The sequence below is a fragment of the Kibdelosporangium aridum genome (assembly GCF_900176515.1).
Classification (GTDB): domain Bacteria; phylum Actinomycetota; class Actinomycetes; order Mycobacteriales; family Pseudonocardiaceae; genus Kibdelosporangium; species Kibdelosporangium aridum.
On the sequence record NZ_FWXV01000001.1, the window covers coordinates 265,023 to 291,309 of the forward strand.

The following is a 26,287-nucleotide window of genomic DNA, read 5'->3' on the forward strand; positions in this document are numbered from 1 at the left end:
TTGACCGATCGCTTCGCGAGGGTGGAAGAACTCTGATGGACAACGAGAACAAGCTTCTCAACTACCTCAAGCGTGCGACCGCAGACCTGCGCGACGCGCACCGCCAGCTGCGGGAGGTCGAGGAACGCCAGCAGGAGCCGATCGCGATCATCGGCATCGCCTGCCGTTTCCCCGGCGGCGTGCGGTCGCCCGAGGACCTGTGGCGGCTGCTGGAGTCCGAACAGGACGCCATCTCCGGGTTCCCCACCGACCGCGGCTGGGACCTGGCCGACCCGGACGGCGCCGACCTGGGTGCCGGCGGCGGTGGTTTCCTCTACGAGGCACCGGAGTTCGACCCTGGGTTCTTCGGGATCTCGCCGCGTGAGGCGTTGGCGATGGATCCGCAGCAGCGGTTGTTGTTGGAGACGTCGTGGGAGGCTTTTGAGCGGGCGGGGATCGACCCGTTGTCGGTGAAGGGCAGCCAGACGGGCGTGTTCGTCGGTGCGGCCGCACACGGCTACGGAATCAGCGTGGATGCCGCGCCCGACGGCGTGCAAGGCCACTTGATGACGGGCACGACGCCGAGTGTCGCGTCGGGTCGGATCGCTTATACATTCGGGCTTGAAGGTCCGGCGGTCACTGTGGACACCGCGTGTTCATCCTCATTGGTCGCGCTGCACTTGGCTGCGCACTCGCTCCGGCGGGGCGAATGCGACATGGCGTTCGCCGGTGGCGTCACCGTGATGGCTGGGCCCGGCACGTTTGTGGAGTTCAGCGCACAGGGCGGCCTGGCAGGAGACGGCCGTTGCAAAGCGTTCGCCGACGGCGCGGACGGCACCGGCTGGGGCGAAGGCGTCGGCATCCTGTTGCTGGAGCGGTTGTCCGATGCTAGGCGTAAGGGCCGCAGCATCCTGGCTGTGGTTCGTGGCAGTGCGGTGAACCAGGATGGTGCGTCGAACGGGCTGACGGCACCGAACGGTCCGTCGCAGCGACGGGTGATTCGGGCTGCGTTGGACAGTGCCGGATTGTCACCCTCTGATGTGGACGCAGTCGAGGCGCACGGAACTGGCACCTCGTTGGGTGACCCGATTGAGGCGCAGGCGCTGCTGGCGACATATGGCCGGGACCGTGAGCGGCCGCTGTTGTTGGGGTCGGTGAAGTCGAACATCGGTCACACGCAGGCGGCGGCTGGTGTGGCCGGTGTGATCAAGATGGTCATGGCGATGCGCAACGGCGTGTTGCCGAAGACCCTGCACGTGGACAAGCCTTCCTCGCACATCGACTGGTCGTCCGGTGCGGTGGAGTTGCTGACTGAGGCACGCGAATGGCCTGAGGTCGATCGACCTTGGCGTGCGGCGGTGTCGTCGTTCGGGATCAGCGGGACGAACGCGCACACGATCATCGAGCAGGCACCTGCGCAGGAGCAGGACACTGCCTCGGCGGCTCCTTCGGTTGTGCCGTGGGTGTTGTCAGGTAAGACGGCTGCGGCTTTGCGTGCGCAGGCAGCGGCACTCCGCTCGGTCGTCGACACTTCGGCAGACGTCAAGGATGTCGCGTTCTCGCTGGTTTCGACGCGCGCTGCGTTGGACCACCGCGCTGTTGTGCTGGGCGACAGCCGCGAAAGTCTGTCCGAGGCTTTGGGTGCGTTGGCGGAGGGTGGTTCCTCTGCCGACGTGATCACAGGATCTGTCGCTCGAGGCAAACTGGCGTTCTTGTTCACGGGTCAGGGTGCTCAGCGGGTGGGGATGGGGCGTGAGTTGTATGCCGAGTTCCCGGTGTTTGCTGAGGCTTTTGATGCTGTGTGTGAGTTGTTGCATCCGCGGTTGCGTGAGGTTGTTGACGGCGAGCGGGAGCTGTTGAATCAGACGGAGTTCGCTCAGGCTGGGTTGTTTGCCGTTGAGGTGGCGTTGTTCCGGTTGGTGGAGTCGTGGGGTGTTCGGCCTGATTTCCTGATGGGCCACTCGATCGGTGAGATCTCTGCGGCTCACGTCGCTGGAGTCTTGTCCCTTGAGGACGCGTGCAAGCTCGTGTCGGCTCGTGGCCGTCTGATGCAGGCCCTGCCTTCCGGCGGAGCGATGGTTGCCATTGAGGCGACCGAGGACGAGATCGAGTCGACGGATGAGTTCGGGATCGCGGCGATCAATGGCCCGAATTCGGTGGTGATTTCGGGTGTTGAGTCTGTTGTTCTTGGGGTGGCTGAGCAGTTTGCGGCGCGGGGTCGGAAGACGAAGCGTTTGCAGGTCAGTCATGCGTTCCATTCGCCGTTGATGGAGCCGATGCTTGCCGAGTTTGCTGAGGTGCTACGAGGACTGGAGTTCAGTGAGCCACAGATTCCGGTCGTGTCGAACGTGACTGGTGGGCTGGCTACTGAGTTGGCTTCGCCGGAGTATTGGGTTTCGCATGTTCGCCAGGCTGTGCGGTTCGCGGATGGTGTGAAGACGCTGTCGGCACAGGGTGTTTCGGCGTTCGTCGAGCTGGGGCCGGATGGTGTGTTGGCGGGGATGGCTCAGGGATGCGTGTCCGAGGGCCTGTTCGTGCCTGTGTTGCGCGGTGATCGGCCTGAGGTTCGTGCTGCGATTGGTGCGTTGGCCGCGTTGCACACCCGTGGTGTGTCGGTCGACTGGACCGCGTTGGTGCAGGGTGCCCGGGTTGATTTGCCGACCTATGCCTTCCAGCGCGAGCGGTACTGGCTGGAGGTAGGCGGGTCAGCGGCTGTTCAGGGCGATGTGATCGACCAGAAGTTCTGGGAGATCGTCGAGCGGGCCGACGCGCGTTCCCTGGCCTCGGAGTTGGGCCTGGATGAGCAGTCGTTGAGCGAACTGCTGCCGTCCCTGTCGGCTTGGCGTCGTCGCCGCCAGGAGTCCTCGCTGGTTGAGGGCTGGCGCTACTCGGTGTCGTGGACTCCGGTGACCGTGCCGCAGGCCGCTGCCGCGGGGCGGTGGCTGGTTCTGGTTCCCGAACCGGACGAGTCGCTGTCGGCCTTGGGCGAGGTCGTGGTGGTCGAGCGCCCCGACCGGGCTGAGTTGGCCGAGCGGCTGCGAGATTTCGACGGTGTGCTGTCCTGCTTGGACGCCGTCGGCACGTTGGTTGTGGTTCAGGCCGCGGTGGATGCTGACCGCAAGGTGTGGGCGGTGACTCGTGGCGCGGTGTCTGTGGGTCGTTCGGACCGCGTACGCGCTGTTGAGCAGGCTCAGGTGTGGGGTTTGGGCCGGGTGGCGGCACTGGAGCACCCCGATGTGTGGGGTGGTCTGATCGACCTGCCGAACCAGGTCGACTCGCGAGTGCTCGCCATGGTCGACGGTGTACTCGCTGATGGCACCGAGGACCAGGTCGCGGTCCGGTCGAGCGGTGTGTTCGGCCGCCGGCTGGTTCCTGCCGCGCAGACAGCCGGTTCGGAGCCGTGGTCGTTCTCCGGCACGGCACTGATCACTGGTGGCACAGGTGCTTTGGGCTCGCAGGTTGCCCGTTGGCTGGCTGGCCGAGGCATCGGTCATCTGGTGTTGGTGAGCCGTCGTGGGGTCGACTCACCCGGGGCGTCTGACTTGGCCGATGAACTGCGTGAGCTGGGTGCGGAGGTGACACTGGCCGCGTGCGATGTGGCTGACCGGGCTGCGGTCGCTGAGCTTGTGGAGAGCCTGCCCGAGTTGTCGGTGGTTGTGCACGCGGCGGGTGTTGCTCAGTCGACGGCGTTGGCGGAGTGCTCGGCGGAGGAGTTCGCGGAGGTTGTCGCGGGCAAGGTCGCCGGTGCGGTGAACCTGCATGAGCTGACTCAGGACCTCGATGCGTTCATTGTGTTCTCGTCGATTGCGGCGACGTGGGGGAGTGGTGGTCAGTGCGGGTACGCGGCTGGCAATGCGTTCCTGGATGCGTTGATTGAGCAGCGTCGTGCTGACGGTCTGCCAGGCACTTCGGTCGCTTGGGGTCCGTGGGCGGGTAGTGGTATGGCTACTGGCGAGGCTGGGGAGCACCTTGCGCGCCGTGGTTTGGTGGCGTTGTCGCCGGAGCGGGCTTTGGTCGCCTTGGGACAGGCACAGCGGGACACCACAGTCACCGTCGCGAATGTGGACTGGCCACGGTTCGCCTCGGTGTTCACTTCGGTGCGGCCCAGCCCACTGCTGACCGAGATCCCTGGCGCGGTGGAACAGGCGCCGGAGACTGAGAGTTCCACCGGCCTGAAGGCGGAGTTGGCCGGGCTGGACTCCGCCAGTCAACAGCAGTTCCTGGTGGATCTGGTCCGTGCCGAGGCCGCGGTGGTCCTTGGTTATGCGGGGCCTGAGGCTGTTGAGCCGGATCGTGCGTTCCGTGAGTTGGGTTTCGACTCGTTGACTGCGGTTGAGCTTCGTAACCGGTTGGTTCCGTTGACCGGCTTGGAGTTGCCCGCGACTCTGGTGTTCGACTACCCGAATCCGAAGGTCCTTGCCGATCACCTCAAGGCTGAACTCCTGGACGGCGAAGCAAGCGCTGAGATCAGGACGACCACCGCTGTCGCGAATGACGAGCCGATCGCGATCGTGGGGATGGCCTGCCGGTTCCCCGGCGGTGTCGAGACTCCGGAACAGCTGTGGAGTTTGCTCGCCGAGGGCAAGGATGCGGTCGGTGAGTTCCCCGCGGATCGCGGCTGGGACCTGGAGTCGCTCTACAACCCGGACCCGGAGCACCTGGGCACCAGCTACACCAAGGATGGTGCCTTCCTTGATCTGGCCGGGCACTTTGACCCAGGCTTCTTCGGGATCTCGCCACGTGAGGCAGTGGCGATGGATCCGCAGCAACGTCTGCTGCTGGAGACGTCGTGGGAGGCGTTCGAACGCGCCGGTATCGACCCGGCGAGTGTGCGCGGCAGCCAGACCGGTGTTTTCGTTGGTTCGAACGGCCAGGACTACCTGTCGGTGCTGCTGGCTTCGGCGGACATCGGTGACGGGCACCTCGGCACCGGAGTCTCGGCCAGTGTGGTCTCGGGCCGGATCGCGTACACCTTGGGCCTGGAAGGTCCGGCGGTCACGGTCGACACCGCCTGCTCGTCTTCCCTTGTCGCGATTCACCTTGCTGTGCAGGCATTGCGCAACGGTGAATGCGAGATGGCCCTGGCCGGTGGTGTGACGGTCATGGCCACACCAGGCGCGTTCGTCGACTTCAGCGCTCAGCGTGGCCTCGCGGTGGACGGCCGTTGCAAAGCGTTTGCTGAAGCGGCAGACGGCACCGGCTGGGGTGAGGGTGTCGGCGTGCTGCTCGTGGAGCGGCTGTCGGACGCTCAGCGCAAGGGCCATCCGGTTCTTGCCGTGGTGCGTGGCAGTGCGGTGAACCAGGATGGCGCGTCGAATGGTTTGACGGCACCGAATGGTCCGTCGCAGCAGCGGGTAATCCGAGCCGCGCTGGCGAGCGCTGGACTGTCTGCGTCCGATGTGGATGCCGTTGAGGCCCACGGCACTGGTACGGCTTTGGGTGACCCCATTGAGGCCCAGGCATTGTTGGCCACTTATGGCCAGGACCGAGACCGGCCGTTGTGGCTGGGTTCGGTGAAGTCGAACATCGGTCACACCCAGGCCGCCGCTGGTGTCGCGGGCATCATCAAGATGGTCATGGCCATGCACAATGGCGTACTGCCCAAAACTTTGCACGTTGACGCACCTTCGTCGCATGTGGACTGGTCGTCCGGCGCGGTTGAGTTGCTGACCGAAGCGCAGGACTGGAAGCCCAACGGCCGACCGCGGCGTGCGGGAATCTCGTCGTTCGGGATCAGCGGGACGAACGCCCACACGATCATCGAGCAGGCACCGACGCAGGAGCTCGAGACGTCTTCCCAGGCGCCATCGGTTGTGCCATGGGTGTTGTCCGCGAAGTCCTCGGCAGCGCTGACCGGACAGGCCGCGAGCCTCAAGTCCTTTGTCGAGCAGGATGACACGTCGGTCGCGGACGTTGCCCGAGCGCTGGCAACCACCCGCGGCACGTGGGACCGTCGAGCGGTGGCTGTCGGCGGCGACCGGGAAAGCCTCCTCAGCGCAGTCACCGCTCTGGCTGAGGGACGGCAGGCGCCGAACCTCATCGAGGGCACAGTGAACGCAGGCAAGCTCGCGTTCCTGTTCACCGGACAGGGTGCCCAGCGGCTGGGCATGGGACGTGAGCTGTACGCCGAGTTCCCGGTCTTCGCCGAGGCATTCGACGCGGCCTGCGCGTACTTCGACCAGCAACTCGACCGGCCGATCCGGGACGTCGTGCTCGGCGAACCGGAGTTGCTGGACCAGACGGCATTCACTCAGGCGGCCTTGTTCGCCGTCGAGGTGGCGTTGTTCCGGTTGGTGGAGTCGTGGGGTGTGCGCCCGGACTTCCTGATGGGCCACTCGATCGGTGAGATCTCCGCCGCCCATGTGGCCGGTGTGCTTTCTCTTGCTGACGCGTGCAAGCTGGTCGCCGCGCGTGGTCGGCTGATGCAGGCGTTGCCCGCTGGTGGGGCGATGGTGGCGGTCGAGGCCACCGAGGACGAGTTCGAGCCGACCAGCGAGTGGGGCATCGCAGCCATCAACGGCCCACGATCTGTGGTGATCTCGGGCGTGGAGTCCGCGGTTCTCGCCGTGGCTGAGAAGTTCGCTGCTCAGGGGCGTAAGACGAAGCGGTTGCAGGTGAGCCACGCCTTCCACTCGCCGCTGATGGAGCCGATGCTCGCCGAGTTCGCTGAGGCGTTGCGCTGCTTGGAGTTCAGCGAGCCGCGGATCCCGGTCGTGTCCAATGTGACCGGTGAGTTGGCGACTGAGTTGGCGTCGCCGGAGTACTGGGTTTCCCATGTGCGCCAGGCAGTGCGGTTCACCGACGGCGTGCAGACCCTGGCCGATCAGGGTGTGACGGCGTTCGTCGAGCTGGGCCCGGACGGAGTGCTCACTGCCATGGCGCAGGGCTGCCTGCCGGAGGCTGACGCCCTGTTCGTGCCGATGCTGCGCGGCGAGCGTCCGGAGCCCGAGAGTGCTGTCACCGCGTTGGCCGCGCTGCACGTCCGTGGCATCCGGGTGGACTGGAACGCCTTCTTCGGCCCCGGCCCGCGGGTCGACCTGCCGACGTACGCCTTCCAGCGCGAGTACTACTGGCCGAAGGTGTCCGGCATGCTCGCCGGGGACGTCACCTCGGCAGGCCTCGGCGCGGCCAACCACCCGTTGCTCGGTGCGGCGGTGGAACTGGCCGCGAGCGACGGTGTGGTGCTCACCGGCCGGTTGTCGGTCCGGACGCACCCGTGGCTGGCCGACCACATGATCATGGGCCGGGTGCTGGTTCCTGGCACTGCTGTGGTCGAGCTGGCCGTTGCCGCTGGCGACCGTGTCGGTTGCGGCTACGTCGAAGAGCTCGCATTGCACGCGCCGCTGGTTCTGCCCGAATCGGACAGCGTGCAACTGCAGGTGGTCGTCGGAATGGCCGACGACCAAGGGCGGCGCGAGGTGTCGATCCACTCCCGCGCCGCCACCGACGTGGACTGGACGACGAACGCGTCCGGTGTTCTCGCGGCAAAGGAAAGCGCGGCGACTGCACTCACCGAATGGCCGCCTGCGGGTGCGCGGAGTCTTGAGGTGGCCGGGCTCTACGAAGGGCTCAGTGCGGTCGGCTTCGGCTACGGCGAGAGTTTCCGTGGCCTGAAAGCAGCGTGGGCGCACGGCGAGGAGGTCTTCGCCGAGGTCGAGCTGCCCGCCGAGATGCGTGCCGACGCGGCCCACTTCGGGCTGCACCCTGCCCTGTTCGACGCTGGCCTGCACGCGTTGGCGCTGAGGGAGACGGACAGCGAGGGTGGGCTGGTTCCGTTCGCCTGGACTGGCGTGTCGCTGTTCGCCGTCGGTGCCTCCTCGGTCCGGGTACGGCTGACCCCAGCAGGCGACGGCGCGGTGTCGGTCGTGGTGGCCGACGCGGAAGGCCAGCCGGTCGCGGTGGTCGACTCGTTGGTGATGCGAGCGATCTCCGGCGACCAGCTCGCCGCGGGAAGCACACCGGACGCCCTGTTCCAGCTGAACTGGGAGCCGATCGCGCTGCCGGACGGGGATGTCCCGGACTACACGGTGGTGGAGTGTGTTTCCGGCGGTCCCGTTGATGTGGTGTCGTCGATGCTGGTTTCGGTGCAGGAGTGGCTTGCCAGCCCGGATGACGCACACCTGGTTGTGGTGACTCGTGGTGCGGTTGCTGTCGACCCCGGTGAGGTTGTCCGGGATGTGGCCGCCGCAGGTGTTTGGGGTCTGCTGAGGACGGTTCAGGCTGAGCACCCTGGCCGGGTTGTTGTGGTTGATGTAGATGACGATCTGCGTTCGGCCGAGGTGCTGGGTGCGGTTGTCGGTTCCGGTGAGCCGCAGGTTGTCGTCCGTGGTGGCGAGGCGTTCGCTGCTCGGCTGGGGCGTGCTTCGGGACAGTTGGTTGCTCCGGCTGGCGCATGGCGTCTGGACAGTGTCGGCAAGGGGACGCTGTCGAACCTGTCGCTGATCGAATACCCGGACGCTGAGGAACCGTTGGGGCCGCTGGAGATCCGCATCGCGGTTCGTGCGGCGGGTGTGAACTTCCGTGACGTGCTCAATGCCTTGGGGATGTACCCGGGTGACGCTGGGTTGATGGGCATCGAGGGCGCTGGTGTGGTGCTGGAGGTTGGTCCGGAGGTCACTGGCCTGGTGCCGGGCGACCGGGTGATGGGCCTGATCTCCGCGTCATTCGGGCCGGTCGCAGTGTCGGACTCCCGCATGGTGACCCGCATTCCCGATGGATGGACGTTCGCCGAGGCGGCGACCGTTCCCGTCGTCTTCCTGACGGCGTTCTACGCCTTGCGGGATCTGGCTGATGTGCAGTCGGGTGAGTCTGTTCTGGTGCATGCCGCTGCTGGTGGTGTGGGTATGGCGGCGGTTCAGCTTGCTCAGCATTGGGGCATGCGGGTGTTTGGTACCGCGAGTCCGGGCAAGTGGGGTGCGGTCGGGTTGGCCGAGGAGAATCTCGCGTCGTCGCGGGATCTCGGGTTCGAGCAGAAGTTCATGGCTGCGACCGATGGTCAGGGCGTCGACGTTGTGCTCGATGCATTGGCTGGCGAGTTTGTCGATGCTTCGTTGCGGTTGTTGCCGCGTGGCGGCCGTTTTGTCGAGATGGGCAAGACCGATGTCCGTGACCCAGAACAGGTTGCTGGCGAGTACACAGGTGTGCGGTACCGCGCGTTCGACCTGATCGAGGCTGGTCCGGTCCGGATCGCGGAAATGTGGACCGAGCTCGTCGAATTGTTCGAGGCTGGCGCGATCAGGCCGTTGCCGGTGCGGGTGTGGGATGTCCGGCAGGCGGTGGATGCTTTCCGGTTCATGTCGCAGGCCAAGCATGTGGGCAAGGTCGTGCTCGGTATGCCGCGGACGTTGGATCCGGATGGCACGGTGTTGATCACCGGCGGGACGGGCAGCTTGGGTGGGTTGGTTGCTCGCCGTTTGGTGGAGCAAGGGGTTCGTCGCCTGGTGCTGTTGAGCCGTCGAGGGGTGGCCGCACCGGAACTGATCGAGGAATTGTCCGGTGCTGACGTGTCCGTGGTGGCGTGTGACGCAGCGGATCGTGATGCGTTGGCTGAGGTCATCACCGGCATTGACTCGTTGACCGGGGTTGTGCACACGGCGGGTGTGCTGGATGACGGTGTGGTCGAGTCGATGACGGCCGAGCGGGTCCAGAAGGTGATGGACCCCAAGGCTGTAGCGGCGTGGAACCTGCATGAGTTGACTCGTGATCTTGACCTGGCTGAGTTCGTGGTGTTCTCGTCGGCTTCGGGGATTTTCGGTAACCCGGGGCAGGCCAACTACTCCGCGGCGAACGCGTTCCTCGATGGCTTGGCAGCTCACCGCCGGGCTGCGGGTCTGCCTGGATTGTCGTTGGCGTGGGGTTTGTGGGATCAGCAGGACGGCGGCATGGCGGCCGGAATGGCCAACGCGGACCGCGAGCGGATCTCCAGGTCTGGCAGCAACGCGTTGAGTCCCGAGCAGGGCTTGGCATTGTTCGACAGCGCGCGTTCCCGGGCCGATGCCGTGTTGGTGCCGGTGGTGCTGGAGCTGGGTTCCGGTCAGGCTCGGGCTGAGGACGTGCCGCCGCTGTTGCGGTCGCTCGTGCGGGTGTCGCGGCGGGCTGCCGCGGCGGGTGGTGCTGACTCGACGGGGTCACTGGCTCAGCGTCTGGCTGGGCTGTCCGCTGACCAGCAGATCGAGCTGTTGACGGGGATCATCCGCGAGCAGGCGGCCTTGGTACTCGGGTATCACGACGTCGACCTGGTTGAGCCGGATCGGTCGTTCCGTGAGCTGGGCTTCGACTCACTGACCGCGGTCGAGTTGCGCAACCGCCTCAACGCGCCGACCGGGCTGAAACTCCCGGCAACTCTGGTCTTCGACTATCCGACTCCGCTGGCCCTGGCCGACTACGTGCGCGGCGAACTGGTCGACGAGCAGGCAGTCGCCGTCGTCACCGATGTCGCTCGTGGCGTGACGGACGAGCCGATCGCGATCGTCGGCATCGGCTGCCGTTACCCGGGCGGCGTGACCTCGCCAGAGGAGTTCTGGCAGCTGATCGAGTCCGGCCGGGACGCCATCGCCGGGTTCCCGACCGACCGCGGCTGGGACATCGACGTCAGCTCCGCACGAGAAGGCGGTTTCCTCTACAACGCGCCGGAGTTCGACCCTGGGTTCTTCGGGATCTCGCCGCGTGAGGCGTTGGCGATGGATCCGCAGCAGCGGTTGTTGTTGGAGACGTCGTGGGAGGCCTTTGAGCGGGCCGGGATCGACCCGTTGTCGGTGAAGGGCAGCCAGACCGGTGTCTTCGTCGGCACCGCCACGCAGGGCTACGCCGTGGGCGTGTCCCAGATGCCCGACGGGCTGCAAGGACACCTGATGACCGGCACGACCCCGAGCGTGGCGTCCGGCCGTGTGGCCTACACGTTCGGCTTGGAAGGCCCGGCGGTCACTGTGGACACGGCCTGTTCCTCCTCGCTCGTGGCGCTGCACTGGGCGACGCACGCGTTGCGCAACGGTGAGTGCGAGATGGCGTTGGCCGGTGGTGTGACGGTCATGTCCGCGCCGGGTGCTTTCATCGAGTTCAGTGCACAGGGCGGTTTGTCTGCGGACGGCCGGTGCAAGGCGTTCTCGGACAGCGCGGACGGCACCGGTTGGGGTGAGGGCGCGGGCATGCTCCTGTTGGAGCGGCTGTCAGACGCTCGCCGCAAGGGACACAAGGTGCTCGCGCTGGTCCGTGGCAGTGCCATCAACCAGGACGGTGCGTCGAACGGGCTCACGGCCCCGAACGGTCCTTCGCAGCAGCGGGTGATCCGAGCCGCTCTGGCCAGTGCCGGCCTATCACCGTCTGATGTGGACGCTGTGGAGGCGCACGGCACCGGTACGGCGCTGGGTGACCCGATTGAGGCCCAGGCGTTGCTGGCGACCTACGGGCAGGATCGGGATCGTCCGTTGTGGCTGGGTTCGGTGAAGTCGAACATCGGTCACACTCAGGCTGCCGCTGGTGTCGCGGGCATCATCAAGGTGGTCATGGCGTTGCGGCACGGCATGCTGCCCAAGACTTTGCACGTGGACAAGCCTTCGTCGCATGTGGACTGGTCGTCCGGCGCGGTTGAACTGCTGACTGACGCACAGCCATGGCTGGAGAACGGTCACCCGCGGCGCGCGGCGGTGTCGTCGTTCGGCATCAGCGGGACGAACGCGCACACGATCATCGAGCAGGCTCCCGAGCAGGAGTTCGAAGCCGTCTCGAAGGTGCCTTCTGTGGTCCCGTGGGTGCTCTCCGGCAAGTCGGCTCAGGCCCTCCGAGCACAGGCTGCGGCCCTTCGAGGCCTTGCCGATGGAAATCCGGGTGACATCGCGTTCTCGTTGGCGACCACCCGGGCCGCGTTGGAGCACCGCGCAGTTGTCTTGGGTGACGATCGCGCGAGCGCCCTGGAGGCGTTGGCAGAAGGACGCTCGTCCGCCGATGTGGTCACGGGTTCTGTGGTCCGTGGCAAGACGGCATTCCTGTTCACGGGCCAAGGCGCGCAGCGGGTCGGGATGGGCCGTGAGCTGTACGGTGAATTCCCCGTGTTCGCTGAGGCTTTCGATGCCGCGTGTGAGTTGTTGCATCCGCGTTTGCGTGAGGTCATTGACGGCGAGCCGGACTCGTTGAACCAGACGGAATTCGCCCAGGCAGGGCTCTTCGCTATCGAAGTTGCCCTGTTCCGGTTGCTGGAATCCTGGGGTGTGCGCCCTGACTACTTGATGGGCCACTCGATCGGCGAGATCTCCGCGGCCCATGTCGCCGGAGTGCTGTCGCTTGAAGACGCGTGCAAGCTGGTTGCGGCGCGTGGTCGCTTGATGCAGGCCCTGCCTGAGGGTGGAGCGATGGTCGCGATCGAGGCGACTGAGGATGAGATTGAGACGACGGACGAGTTCGGGATCGCCGCGATCAACGGCCCGAACTCGGTGGTGATCTCCGGTGTTGAGTCCGCGGTTCTTGCGGTGGCTGAGCAGTTCTCGGCGCAGGGTCGTAAGACCAAGCGTCTGGCGGTCAGTCACGCGTTCCATTCGCCGTTGATGGAGCCGATGCTGGGGCAGTTCGCCGAGGTGCTCCGAGGCTTGACGTTCAACCAGCCTGCGATTCCGGTCGTGTCGAACGTGACCGGCGAACTGGCCACTGAGTTGACTTCGCCGGAGTACTGGGTTTCCCACGTGCGCAGGGCAGTGCGGTTCGCCGATGGCGTGAACACCCTTGCCGCGCAAGGCGTGACGGCCTTCGTTGAGCTCGGCCCGGACGGTGTGCTGGCTGCGATGGCACAGGGCTGCGTGTCCGAAGGGCTGTTCGTGCCGGTCCTGCGGGCCGACCGGCCGGAGGTTCGTGCTGCGATCGGTGCGTTGGCCGCGTTGTACACCCGTGGTGTCGCTGTCGATTGGACCGCGTTGGTGCAGGGTGCTCGGGTTGATCTGCCGACGTATGCGTTCCAGCGTGAGCGGTACTGGCTGGAGGTAGGCGGGTCAGCGGCTGTTCAGGGCGATGTGATCGACCAGGAGTTCTGGGAGATCGTCGAGCGGGCCGACGCGCGTTCGCTTGCCACGGAACTGGGGCACGACGAGCAGTCGCTGAGCGAACTACTGCCTTCGTTGTCGGCTTGGAGGCAGCGTCGTCAGGAATCCTCGGCAGCCCAAGGCTGGCGTTATTCGGTCTCATGGGTTCCGGTTGCCCTTCCGAAGGCTGCTGCCACGGGACGTTGGCTGGTGCTGACGCACGAGCATGACGAGTCGCTCGCGACGCTGGGTGAAGTGCTGGTTGTCGAGCGGGCCGACCGCGCGGAGCTGGCTGGGATCCTGCGCGAGTTCGACGGTGTGCTGTCCTGTTTGGACGCCGTCGGCACGCTGGTTGTGGTTCAGGCCGCTGTGGACGCTGGTACCAAGGTGTGGGCAGTGACTCGTGGTGCGGTGTCTGTCGGTCGGGTGTCCGCGCCTGAGCAGGCTCAGGTGTGGGGTCTTGGCCGGGTGGCTGCGTTGGAGCACCCGGACGTGTGGGGCGGTCTGATCGACCTGCCCGAGAAGTTCGACGCGGACGTTGTGCACAGCGTGTTGGCTGACGGCACCGAGGACCAGGTCGCGCTCCGGCCGAATGGTGTGTTCGCACGAAGGTTGATGTCTGCGAGCCACTCGGCGACCGACGAACAGTGGTCCTTCTCAGGCACTGCTCTGATCACCGGAGGCACGGGTGCACTGGGCACCCAGGTCGCCCGTTGGCTGGCTGAGCGCGGCATTGGCCACCTGGTGCTGGTCAGCCGCCGTGGCGCCGCCTCGCCAGAGGCGATCGACGAACTGCGTGCACTGAACGTCGAGGTCACCGTCGCGGCGTGCGACGTCGCGGATCGGGCTGCGGTCGCTGAGCTTGTGGCTGGGTTGCCGGAACTGTCGGTTGTCGTGCACGCGGCAGGCCTTGCTCAGTCGACACCGCTGCTCGACTGCTCGGTCGAAGAGTTCCAAGAGGTGATGTCCGGCAAGGTCGCCGGTGCGGTGAATCTGCACGAGCTGACCCAGGATCTCGATGCCTTCATCGTGTTCTCGTCGATTGCGGCGACGTGGGGGAGTGGCGGCCAGAGTGCTTATGCCGCAGGCAACGCCTTCCTGGACGCGTTGATTGAGCAGCGTCGTGCTGACGGTCTGCCAGGCACCTCGGTCGCGTGGGGGCCGTGGGCGGGCAGCGGTATGGCCACCGGTGAGGCAGGGGAACACCTTGCGCGCCGTGGTTTGGTCGCGTTGTCGCCAGAGCGGGCTTTGGTCGCCTTGGGACAGGCACAGCGGGACACCACAATCACCGTCGTCGACGTGGACTGGCCGCGCTTCGCGTCGGTGTTCACGGCGCGGCGGCCGAGCCCGTTGCTGGCCGAGATCCCCGGCGCGGTCGCTGAAGAGCAGCCGACGAGCGATGGTTCCTCGGAGTTGAAGGAGAAGCTGGCCGGTCTGGACCCCGCCGCCAGGCAGAGGCACCTGGTGGATCTGGTCCGGACCGAAGCCGCGGTCGTCCTCGGTTACGCCGGGCCCGAAGCAGTCGAGCCGGATCGTGCGTTCCGTGAGTTGGGTTTTGACTCTCTGACTGCGGTTGAGCTTCGTAACCGGTTGGTTCCGTTGACTGGCTTGGAGTTGCCCGCGACTCTGGTGTTCGACTACCCGACCCCGAAGGTCCTCGCTGATCACCTCAGGGCTGAACTCCTGGACACCGAGGCAACCGCCGCGGTCGCGGTGACCGCCGCGGTTGCCAGTGATGAGCCGATCGCGATCGTGGGGATGGCCTGCCGGTTCCCCGGCGGTGTCGAAACTCCCGAGCAGCTGTGGAACCTGCTCGCTGAGGGCGAGGACGCGGTAGGGCCGTTCCCCGACGACCGCGGCTGGGATCTGGACGAGTTGTACCACCCTGAGCCCGGCCAGCCCGGGACGAGCTACACCCGCGACGGTGCGTTCCTCTACAACGTTGGCGAGTTCGATCCGACCTTCTTCGGGATCTCGCCGCGTGAGGCAGTGGCGATGGATCCGCAGCAACGTCTGCTGCTGGAGACGTCGTGGGAGGCGTTCGAACGCGCCGGGATCGACCCGGTCGCGGCGCGGGGCAGCCGAACTGGCGTGTTCGTCGGCTCGAACGGGCAGGACTACCTGTCGGTGCTGCTTGCCTCGGCGGACATCGGTGACGGGCACCTGGGCACCGGAGTCTCGGCCAGTGTGGTGTCCGGCCGGATCGCGTACACGTTCGGCCTCGAAGGCCCAGCAGTCACTGTGGACACCGCGTGTTCGTCCTCGTTGGTGGCGCTGCACTTGGCGGTTCAGGCGCTGCGCAATGGTGAATGCGAAATGGCGTTGGCCGGTGGTGTGACAGTGATGTCCACGCCGGGCGCGTTCGTCGACTTCAGCGCCCAGCGTGGTCTCGCGATGGACGGCCGTTGCAAAGCGTTTGCTGAAGCGGCAGACGGCACCGGCTGGGGTGAGGGCGTCGGCGTGCTCCTGGTGGAGCGGCTGTCCGACGCGCAGCGCAACGGGCGCAACATCCTCGCTGTGGTCCGTGGCAGCGCCATCAACCAGGACGGTGCATCCAACGGCCTCACCGCACCAAACGGTCCCTCGCAGCAGCGGGTGATCCGGGCGGCACTGGCGAACGCACGGCTGCAGCCGTCTGATGTGGACGCGATCGAAGCACACGGCACGGGAACCACTCTCGGCGATCCGATCGAGGCGCAGGCACTGCTGGCCACGTACGGCCGTGACCGGGACCGGCCGCTGTGGCTCGGTTCGGTGAAGTCGAACATCGGTCACACACAGGCCGCCGCTGGTGTCGCCGGCATCATCAAGATGGTCATGGCCATGCGCAACGGCATGCTGCCCAAGACTCTGCACGTCGACTCGCCTTCGTCGCACGTGGACTGGTCGTCGGGCACGGTCGAACTGCTCACCGAGGCACAGGACTGGAAGCAGAACGGCCACCCGCGGCGCGCCGGGGTCTCGTCCTTCGGCATGAGCGGAACCAACGCGCACATCATCGTGGAGCAGGCCCCCGAAGCTGTCGCGGCCGAGATTTCCCCGCTTGCCGTGGTTCCGTGGGTGATCTCGGCGAAGTCCGAGACCGCGCTGCGGGCGCTGGCCGCCCAGGTCGCCGAGTTCGATGGCGACGCAGGTGACGTTGCCGTGGGATTGGCTGCGCGCCCGGTGTTCGAGCACCGGGCGGTGGTCGTGGGTGACGACCCGGCCGCACTCATGGCAGCGGTCGCCGAAGGACAGATCCCGGCATTCGGCGCACAGGGCGTTTCGTCCACTGTGGATCGAGTAGTGTTCGTGTTCCCCGGCCAGGGTTCCCAGTGGGTGGGCATGGCGGCCCAGTTGCTGGACGAGAGCCCGGTGTTCGCGGAGCGAATGGCCGAGTGCGCGGTCGCGTTGGCGCCCTTCACAGAATGGTCGCTGCTGGACGTCCTCAACGATGAGGCCGCGCTGTCCAGGGTTGACGTGGTACAGCCTGTGCTGTGGGCAGTGATGGTGTCGCTGGCCGCGGCATGGGAGTCCCTGGGTGTGACTCCTGGCGCGGTTGTGGGGCATTCGCAGGGTGAAATCGCGGCCGCGGTCGTCGCTGGCGGACTGAGCCTGAGCGACGGCGCCCGAGTCGTGGCGTTGCGCAGCCAGGCCATCGCGGCCGGGCTGGCGGGTGCCGGTGGGATGCTCTCGGTCGCGGCACCGCTGGACGAGGTGACTGGACGGCTCAACGACCGGGTCTCGATCGCGGCGGTCAACGGCCCCAACGCCATCGTTCTGTCCGGTGACCCGGAGGCGTTGGCCGAGGTGATGGCCGCGTGTGAGGCCGACGGAATCCGAGCCCGGATGGTGGCGGTGGACTACGCGTCACACTCCGCACACGTCGAACGAATCGAGACGGAACTGGCCCGAGTCCTGGCGCCGGTACGGCCTCAGCCGGGCAAGATCCCGTTCTACTCCACTGTGGACTCGGCCTGGCTGGACACCACCGCGCTGACCGGCGAGTACTGGTACCGCAACCTCAGGCAGACCGTGCAGTTCGCCGCGGCGGTCGAGCACCTGGCCGGCGAGGGACGTCAGCTCTTCGTCGAAGTCAGTGCGCACCCTGTGCTGACCATGGCCATCCAGGACACCGTGGACGACTCCGCAGTGGGTACCTTGCGGCGCGACGAAGGCGACCTGCGCCGGTTGATGCTCTCGGCCGCCGAGGCGTTCTGCGCTGGCGCCACAGTGGATTGGCAGCAGATCACGGCAAACGCCGGAACCGTCCCGCCGGATCTGCCGACGTATCCGTTCCAGCGGCAGCGGTTCTGGCCCCGCGGCGGATCCATGGTCGGCGACCTCGCGGGCGCGGGGCTTGGCGCAGCCGACCACCCGCTGCTGGGCGCGGCACTGGATCTGGCTGGGGGAGAGCAGTTGGTGCTCACCACCCGCTTGTCCGTCGCGGCTCAGCCGTGGCTGGCTGACCACGTGGTCATGGACCGGACAGTGGCCCCGGGCACCGCGTTGGTGGAGCTGGCACTGCAGGCCGGTGACCGGGCGGGCTGCCCGAGCCTCGCGGAGCTGACCATCGAGGCGCCGCTGGTTCTGCCGCAGCAAGTGCAGATCGTGGTGGACGCCGCCGACCAGACCGGTGCTCGTGAACTGAACATCTATGCCCGTGAGAACCATGACCTGCCATGGACTCGGCACGCCACCGCGGTGGTGACACCCGAACCCGTACCGGATCCCGCCGAGAACCTGCGAGACTGGCCACCGGCCGGAGCGGACGCGGTGGACATCACCGGTCTGTACGAAGGGTTCGAGTCCGCTGGGCTGGTCTACGGCCCGGTGTTCCAAGGCCTTCGCGCGGTGTGGACGCGGGACGAGGAGATCTTCGCCGAGGTCGAGTTGCCGCACGCCGAGCACAGCCAGGCCAACCGGTTCGGGCTGCACCCGGCACTGCTCGACGCGGGCCTGCACGCCCTGGGAGTGGCGTCGTTCGGCGAGGGCGGCGCGTACCTGCCGTTCTCCTGGAGCGGGGTCTCCCTGCTGGCCACGGGTGCGAAGGTGCTGCGAGTCAAGCTGACCAAGCACAGCAACGAGAGCGTCTCGGTGCTGGCGACCGACGCCAACGGTGACCCCGTCGCGGTCGTGGACTCGCTGGCGCTGCGCCCGGCGGCGGCCGCGGCGTCGTTGTCCAACAGCCAGAACCTGTTCCGGATGCAGTGGATCACGCTGCCGCTGCCGGACAACGCGGCGGACGACACAGTCGTGCTGCCGTGGACAGCGGTCGAGGACGATCCACATCGGACCGTCCACAAAGCGTTGGACGCGGTCCAGGACTGGCTGAAGGACGAAGGAAACGCCGGCTCGAGGCTCGTGTTCCTCACCACAGGAGCGATCGCGGCCGGATCAGGCGAAGACGTCCCCGACTTGGCTTCCTCGCCTGTCTGGGGACTGGTCCGGTCCGCGCAGTCGGAGAACCCCGGCCGGTTCGTGCTCCTCGACACCGACGGCACGCAGGCGTCACAAGACGTGCTGGCCAAGGCGTTGGCCACCGACGAGCCACAACTCGCCATCCGCAACGGCACTGTCCACGCACCCAGGCTGGGACGAGTGGACAACTCCGTCGCCCTCACCCCGCCGGCGCAGACCTGGCACTTGGACGTCACATCCAAGGGCACGCTGGACAACCTCGCCCTGCTGCCGTTCCCCGATGCCGAAGCGCCGCTGGGCGACCTGGAAGTGCGGGTGGAAGTACGGGCCGCGGGCGTCAACTTCCGTGACGTCCTGATCGCCCTTGGCATGTATCCCGACGAGGTCATGCTCGGCAACGAAGGCGCGGGCATCGTCCGTGAGGTCGGCCGGGGCGTGACCGGCCTGGCGCCGGGCGACCGGGTGCTGGGGATCTTCGCCGGTGGTGTCGGCCCGGTCGCGGTCGCCGACAGCAGGCTGCTGGTCAAGCTCCCCGATGGGTGGTCCTTTGTGGACGGCGCGTCGGTCCCGGTGGTGTTCCTGACCGCGTACTACGCCCTGCGTGACCTCGCTGATCTGCGCAGCGGTGAGTCCGTGCTGATCCACGCGGCCGCGGGTGGCGTGGGCATGGCCGCCGTGCAGCTGGCGAAGCATTGGGGTGCCGAGGTCTTCGCGACCGCGAGCCCCGGCAAGTGGCAGGCAGTGCGGGACCTCGGCGTGGCGCAGACACATCTGGCTTCCTCGCGGGATCTCGAGTTCGAGCAGAAGATCACCGACGCCACGGCTGGCCGCGGCGTGGACGTTGTGCTGGACTCGCTTGCCCGTGAGTTCGTCGACGCCTCACTGCGGCTGTTGCCACGTGGCGGACGGTTCGTCGAGATGGGCAAAAGCGACATCCGCGACGCCGACCAGGTCGCCGCCGAACACCCGGGTGTGCGCTACCGCGCGTTCGACGTGATCGAAGCGGGCGCCGAGCGAATGGGCGAAATCCTGCACGAGGTGATGGCCCTGTTCGCGGCCGGTGTCCTGCACCCGCTGCCGACAAGGGCATGGGACGTCCGGCAGGCCAAGGACGCGTTCCGGTTCATCTCCCAGGCCAAGCACATCGGCAAGGTCGTGCTCACGGTGCCACGCGAAGGCCGCGTGGGCACGGTATTGATCACTGGTGGTACCGGGAACCTCGGTGCGGCAGCCGCGAAGCACCTCGTGACCGCGCACGGAGTCCGGGACCTGGTGCTGGCCAGCCGGAGCGGGCCGGCCAGCGCGGGTGATCTGGAGCGTGAGCTTACCGAACTGGGCGCGCAGGTCCGGATCGTCCAGTGTGACGTGGCCGAGCGGGCAGCGGTGGCCAAGCTGCTGGCTGAGATCGGCGACGCGCTGACCGGAGTCGTGCACACGGCGGGAACGCTCGACGACGGTCTGGTCGGCAACCTGACCGCCGAGCGCGTCAGTGCAGTCCTGCGGTCCAAAGTCGACGGTGCCATGCACCTCGACGAACTCACGCGGGACAAGGACTTGTCGCTGTTCGTGCTCTACTCCGGCGCCGCCGGGATCTTCGGCGGTGCCGGGCAGGCAGGTTACGCGGCCGCGAACGTGTTCCTCGACGCGTTGGCCCATCGTCGGCGGACGGCAGGGCTACCCGCGGTCTCGCTGGCATGGGGTCTGTGGGCGCAGCTCGGCGGTATGACCGCGCACCTCGACGAGGCCGACCTGGCCAGGCTCGGCCGGGACGGGGTCGGTGGGCTGACGACCGAGGAGGGCATGGCCCTGTTCGACGCGGCGCTCGCAGTGGGCGAGCCGCTGCTGGTGCCGATGCGGCTGGACCTCGCAGGGCTGCGGCGGCAACGGCCGGACGAGGTCGCACACGTCCTGCGGGCGTTCACCGGTACCGCGCAGACGCGCCGGGTGGCGGGGGACGCGCCGGACAGCAGCGAGCCGCGTCTGATCAAGCAACTGACCGGGCAGACCGAAGCCGAGCAGGCACGGATCCTGCTCGACGTGGTCCGCGCCGAGGCGGCGGCCGTGCTTGGCTTCCCGTCGGCCGCGGACGTGACACCCGAACGGGCCTTCCGCGAGCTCGGGTTCGACTCGCTGACCGGCGTCGAACTGCGCAACCGGCTCAGCCGGATCACCGGCAGCAGGCTCGCGCCGACGCTGGTCTTCGACCACGCCACGCCCCAGGCACTGGCCGAGTTCCTGCGTGGCGAGCTCGCGCCGAGCCAGAGCGAGACGGCCGCCGCGGGCGTACTCGGTGAACTGGACCGGCTCGAGACCGCGATGGCCGGTTTCGTCCCGGACAACGGCACAGGCGGCGAGGTCGCCGCCCGGCTGCGGGCACTGCTGGCCCGGTTCGAGGAGGCCGCGCCTGCCGAAAACGGGATGTCCCAGCGGATCCAGGACGCCACGGCGGACCAGATCTTCGATCTCATCGACAACGACCTGCAGATCTCCTGACCTGCCGAGGGAAGCCATGAGCAACGAACAGAAACTCCTTGATTACCTGAAGCGGGTCACTGCCGATCTGCACGAGACGCGCGAACGGCTGCGGAGCGCTGAGGCCTCCGCGGGCGCGCCGGTCGCTGTGGTGTCCATGGCGTGCCGGTATCCCGGCGGTGCGAACTCGCCGGAGGAGCTGTGGCAGCTCGTGGCCGACGAGGTCGACGCGATCACCGCGCTGCCCGCCGACCGGGGCTGGGGCGTCGCGGACGCCGAAGGCGGGTTCATCGACGACGCCGGGCATTTCGACGCCACGTTCTTCGGCATCACACCGCGTGAGGCGCTGGCGATGGACCCGCAGCAGCGGATCCTGCTGGAACTGGCGTGGGAAACGCTGGAGCGAGCGCGATTAGATCCAACAGGGCTGCGGGGCAGCCGAACCGGCGTGTTCATCGGCGGTACCACGTCCGGCTACGGCCTTGACGGCAGCGCGGATCCCCAGCAGACCAAGGGATACGTGCTCACCGGCAGCGCCCCGAGTGTCCTTTCTGGACGGCTGGCGTACATGCTCGGTCTGGAAGGGCCTGCGCTCACCGTGGACACGGCGTGCTCGTCATCGCTGGTGGCCATGCACTTGGCCATGCAGTCGCTCAGGCGTGGTGAGTGCGATCTCGCGTTGGCTGGCGGCGTGACTGTGCTGACCAACCTCGCCGTGCTGGTCGACGCCAATGGCCTGGACGTGGACGCTTCTGCGTCGCGTTGCAAGGCGTTCGGTGAAGGCGCTGACGGCACCGCGTTCGCTGAGGGGGCGGGGCTGCTCGCGTTGGAGTTGTTGTCCGACGCGCAGCGCAACGGCCACGAGGTACTGGCTGTGCTGCAGGGCAGCGCCATCAACCAAGACGGTGCCAGCAACGGCCTCACTTCACCGAGCACTGCCGCGCAGCAGCGGGTGATCCGTGACGCGCTTACGGCCGCCAAGCTGACGTCCGCTGATGTGGATGCCGTCGAGGCGCACGGCACCGGCACCGCGCTGGGTGACCCGATCGAAGCCACCGCACTGCTGACCACCCTCGGCCAAGGCCGACCGGACGACCGCCCGCTGTATCTGGGCTCGATCAAGTCCAACATCGGGCACAGCCAGGCCGCCGCCGGGGTAGCCGGCGTGATCAAGATGGTGCACGCGATCCGCAACGGACTGCTGCCCCGCACGCTGCACGTGGAGCAGCCGACGTCCCATGTGGACTGGTCGACAGGTGCCGTGCAAGTGCTCACCGAGGCGCGACCATGGCCCGAGACCGGCCGTCCGCGCCGCGCCGGCGTGTCGTCGTTCGGGCTCAGCGGCACGAACGCGCACCTGATCATCGAAGAGCCGCCCACCGTCGAGCAAGCCGTTGTGCCACAGCGGGAAGCCACTGTCGTGCCGTGGTTGCTGTCGGCCAAGTCACCGGCCGCGCTGCGTGCACAGGCCGCCCGCATGCGCGCCTACATCGAGCGTGAAACGGAACTGGATCCCATCGATGTCGGTTACTCGCTGCTGACTACACGGAGCCTGTTCGGCCACCGGGCCGTGCTCGCCGCCGCCACGCTCAAGGACTTCTCCGTCCAGCTGGGCGCGCTGGCCGAGGGTGAGCTGCCGATCGGCACGCCCATGATCACCGACAGCAAACCGGTGTTCGTCTTCTCCGGTCAAGGCTCGCAATGGCCCGGTATGGGTGCCGCGCTCTACGCTGAGTCCGACGTCTTCGCGGCGAGCGTCCGTGACTGCGTCGCCGCCTTCGAGCCCTATGTGGACTTTTCGGTTGATGACGTCCTGCGGGGCGTCGAGGGCGCTGCCTCGATGGAGCGCCTCGATGTCGTCCAGCCGGTGCTGTTCACGATGATGGTGTCGCTGGCCGCGCTGTGGCGCTCCTACGGTATCGAACCCGCCGCCGTTGTCGGCCACTCACAGGGCGAGGTCGCCGCTGCCTATGTCGCGGGCGGGCTCACCCTTGATGACGCCGCCCGAGTCATTGCCCTGCGGTCAAGTGCGCTGATGTACATCGCCGGACGGGGTGCCATGGCATCGGTGTCGCTGCCGCACTCCGAACTGACCGCGTTGGTCGAAGGGTGGGACGAACTCACGGTCGCCGCCGTGAACGGTCCGGCGTTGGGCACGGTCGCCGGTGATCCGGAAGTGCTGGAGAAGTTCCTGGCGATGTGCGAGGAACGGCAAATCCGCACGCGTCGCATCCCCGGCGCGCCAGGCGCTGGGCATTCGCCGCACGTGGAACCGTTGCGCGAGCAGCTTCTCCGCGACCTGGCCCCGATCCGGCCCGTGTCGGCCGACGTCGCCTTCTACTCCACGGTGACCGGCGACCGCATCGACACAGCGGAACTGACTGCTGACTACTGGTACCGCAACATGCGTCAGCCGGTGCTGTTCGAACCCGCTGTGCGGGCGCTGATCACGGCCGGGCACAACCTCGTGGTCGAGTCCACCCCGCACCCCGTTCTGCGTAACGCGGTGCACGCGATCGCCGAGCACAACGACATCGAGGTCCCGGTCATCGGCTCGCTGCGCCGCGATCTGGGTGGGATGCGGCAGTTCTTCACCGCTCTCGGCGAGGCCCACGGCAGCGGTGCCGTGATCGACTGGCCGGTGGCCTTCGAAGGCACCGACCCGCGGCCGGTCTCGCTTCCGGCCTACGCCTTCCAACGGACCCGGTACTGGCACGACCCCGCCGTTCAGCAGGACACGGTGGCCGGGAGCGACCCGATCGCCGAACGGTTCTGGGAGCTGGTGGGCGAGCAGGACCTGCCCGGGCTGGCCCAGCTGCTCGACACCACCGACGAGGACGAGCTCGGCGTGGTGCTGCCCGCGTTGTCCCGCTGGCACAAGCAGCGCACTGAGGCGTCCACTGTGGAATCATGGCGGTACCGCGTGGAATGGCGGCCGGTGACCCTCGGTGCACGCGCCTCGCTCGCCGGTGACTGGCTCGTCCTGGTCCCCGCGGAGGGCGACGAGGACGCCACCGCGATCGTTCGTGCCATGACCGCGCGTGGTGCCCGTGTCCATGAACTCCCGTTGTCCGGAGCCGGACTAAGCCGGGAAACACTCGCCGCTCAGCTGTCCGAACTGGACGAAGTGAGCGGTGTGGTGTCGTTGCTGGCCTTCGACTCACGGCCGCATCCCGGCCATCGTTTCCTGCCAGCCGCCGTGCTCAACGGACTTGCCGTGATCCAAGCGCTCGACGGTCACAATGCTCCACTGTGGATGGTGACGCGCAACGCGGTCGCTGTCGATGCGCCCGACCCCGCGCAGGCCGCGTTGTGGGGGCTCGGGATGTCCGCGGCGCTGGAGTACCCGGCGCGGTGGGGCGGAATGATCGACATCACCCCGGCGCCGACCGAGCGGACGCTGAACCTGCTCACCGACGCACTCGCCGGGGGCGACGAAGACCAGATCGCGCTGCGCGCCGGAGGGGCGTTCGGCCGCCGCGTGGTCCACGCCCCCGTGAAGGACGAACCCGTGCAGCGCTACAAGCCTGCCGGAACCGTGCTGATCACCGGAGGTACCGGTGGACTCGGCGGGCACGTCACCCGCTGGCTGGCCGCCGGCGGAGCGGAGCATTTGGTGCTCACCAGCAGGCGGGGCAGCGACGCGCCTGGCGCGGCCGAACTGGAGGCTGAGCTGACCGCGCTCGGCGCGAAGGTCACGATCGTCGCCTGCGACGTGGCCGACCGTGAGTCGCTGGTCGACCTGCTCGACACCTTGCCGCCATTGTCCGCTGTGGTGCACACGGCGGGTATCGCCCCGTCCATCTCGCTGGAGGAGACCACGCCGGACGTGCTCGCCGAGGTGTTCGCGGGCAAGGTCACTGGCGCCGAGCTGCTCGACGAGCTGCTGGCGGACACGTTGGAGGCGTTCGTGCTGTTCTCCTCCTGCGCCGGAGTCTGGGGCGGGATCGGGCAGGGCGCGTACGCGGCCAGCAATGCCCAGCTGGACGCCATCGCGCAGCGGCGCCGTGCCCGCGGGGCGGCTGCGACATCGGTCGCGTGGGGCGCATGGGACGGCGACGGGCTCGCCCTCGTCGGGCCCTTCAAGGAGGCCATGCGGCGTCGCGGTGTCCTGCCGATGCAGCCAGAACTTGCCGTACGTGCCTTGGCGCAAGCCATGGACCACGGCGAGACCACGCTGGCCATCACCGACATGGACTGGTCGGTGTTCGCCCCGGTGTTCACCACCGCCCGCCCGAGCAAGCTGTTCACCGAACTGCCCGAGGCGAACCCGGCAACCAGCACAGAAACGGGTGAGACGACGGCGTCCCTCGCCGAGCGTGTGCAGAGTTTGCCTGCCGCGCAACGACTTCCGTTCGTGGTCGACACCGTCCGGACGGTCGCCGCTGCCGTGCTGGGGTACTCCGACGCGGACATCCTCGAGCCGGACACCCGGCTGATCGAGGCCGGGTTCGACTCGCTGACCGCTGTGGACTTGGCCCGGCGTCTCAGCACACGCATCGGGCACCGCGTCCGCACCACGGCCGTGTTCGAGTTCGGCACCGCTGCCGAACTCGCTGGGCACCTGCTGTCACTGCTGGGCGAGCAACCCTCTGAGTCGGCATCACCGACGGTCGGCACGCTCAGCGTTCTCTATGAACGGGCTGGGGAACTGGGCCGGGTCGACGACTTCATCGCGCTGCTCAACACCGCGGCCACGTTCCTGCCCACCTTCGACAGCGCTGAAGACCCGGCTGTCGATCCGGCTCCGGTGCGGCTGGCCCAGGGCCAAGGGCGGACTCGGCTGGTGTGCGTTCCGCCGTTCGTCGGCAAGACCGGACCGCAGACGTACTCCCGGTTCGCGGGGGAGCTGCGGGACGAACGCGACCTGTTCGTGTTGCCGCTGCTGGGTTTCCGTACCGGTGAACCGCTGCCTGCGAGCGCTGAGGCGTTGCTGGACGTCCACCTCACCGCGATCCGCGACCACATCGGCGACGGGCCATTGGCCCTTGTCGGCTACTCCTCCGGAGGAGTCATCGCCCACGCGTTGGCCGCTCGTCTGGAGAACGAGGGCGTACGGCCGGAAGCCGTGATCCTGCTCGACACGTACTCGCAGTTGGATCGCGGAACGATGGAAGAGGCCATGGATGACACCTGGCGCGGGCTCATTGAGCGCGACCGCAGCGCCGATGATGCTTGGGGTGAGGCCTGGCTGACGGCCATGGGCCGCTATTTCAACCTGGACTGGACCCCGAGGCCGGTCTCGGCGCCGACGTTGCTGGTCCGTGCCGCCGACCCGCTGGGTGAGGGCGGTCAGCCGACCTGGCCGTTGCCGCACACCACCCTCGACGTTCCGGGCAACCACTTCCGGATCATGGAGGACATGGCCGCGAGCACCGCTCGCGCGGTGGACGGCTGGCTCGCTGAGGAGATCGAACACTGAGGAAATTGAA

General features: G+C 67.4%; 1 protein-coding gene and 1 pseudogene. Both read left to right on the plus strand.

From position 1 onward, the window contains the following. Positions 1 to 35 precede the first annotated feature (35 nt). Positions 36 to 20,876 carry a type I polyketide synthase gene (locus B9C43_RS00880; RefSeq protein WP_160096224.1) on the plus strand — a complete coding sequence of 6,947 codons (20,841 nt, stop codon included), beginning with the start codon at positions 36 to 38 and terminating at the stop codon, positions 20,874 to 20,876. Between the two features lie 16 nt (positions 20,877 to 20,892). After that, positions 20,893 to 26,277: pseudogene (locus B9C43_RS00885) on the plus strand (type I polyketide synthase); the annotation flags it as partial. Between the last annotated feature and the right edge of the window lie 10 nt (positions 26,278 to 26,287).

What these genes read in the sequence shown, in the direction of transcription:
- B9C43_RS00880 (WP_160096224.1), top strand. Translation starts at nt 36, where the DNA reads ATGGACAACGAGAACAAGCTTCTCAACTACCTCAAGCGTGCGACCGCA.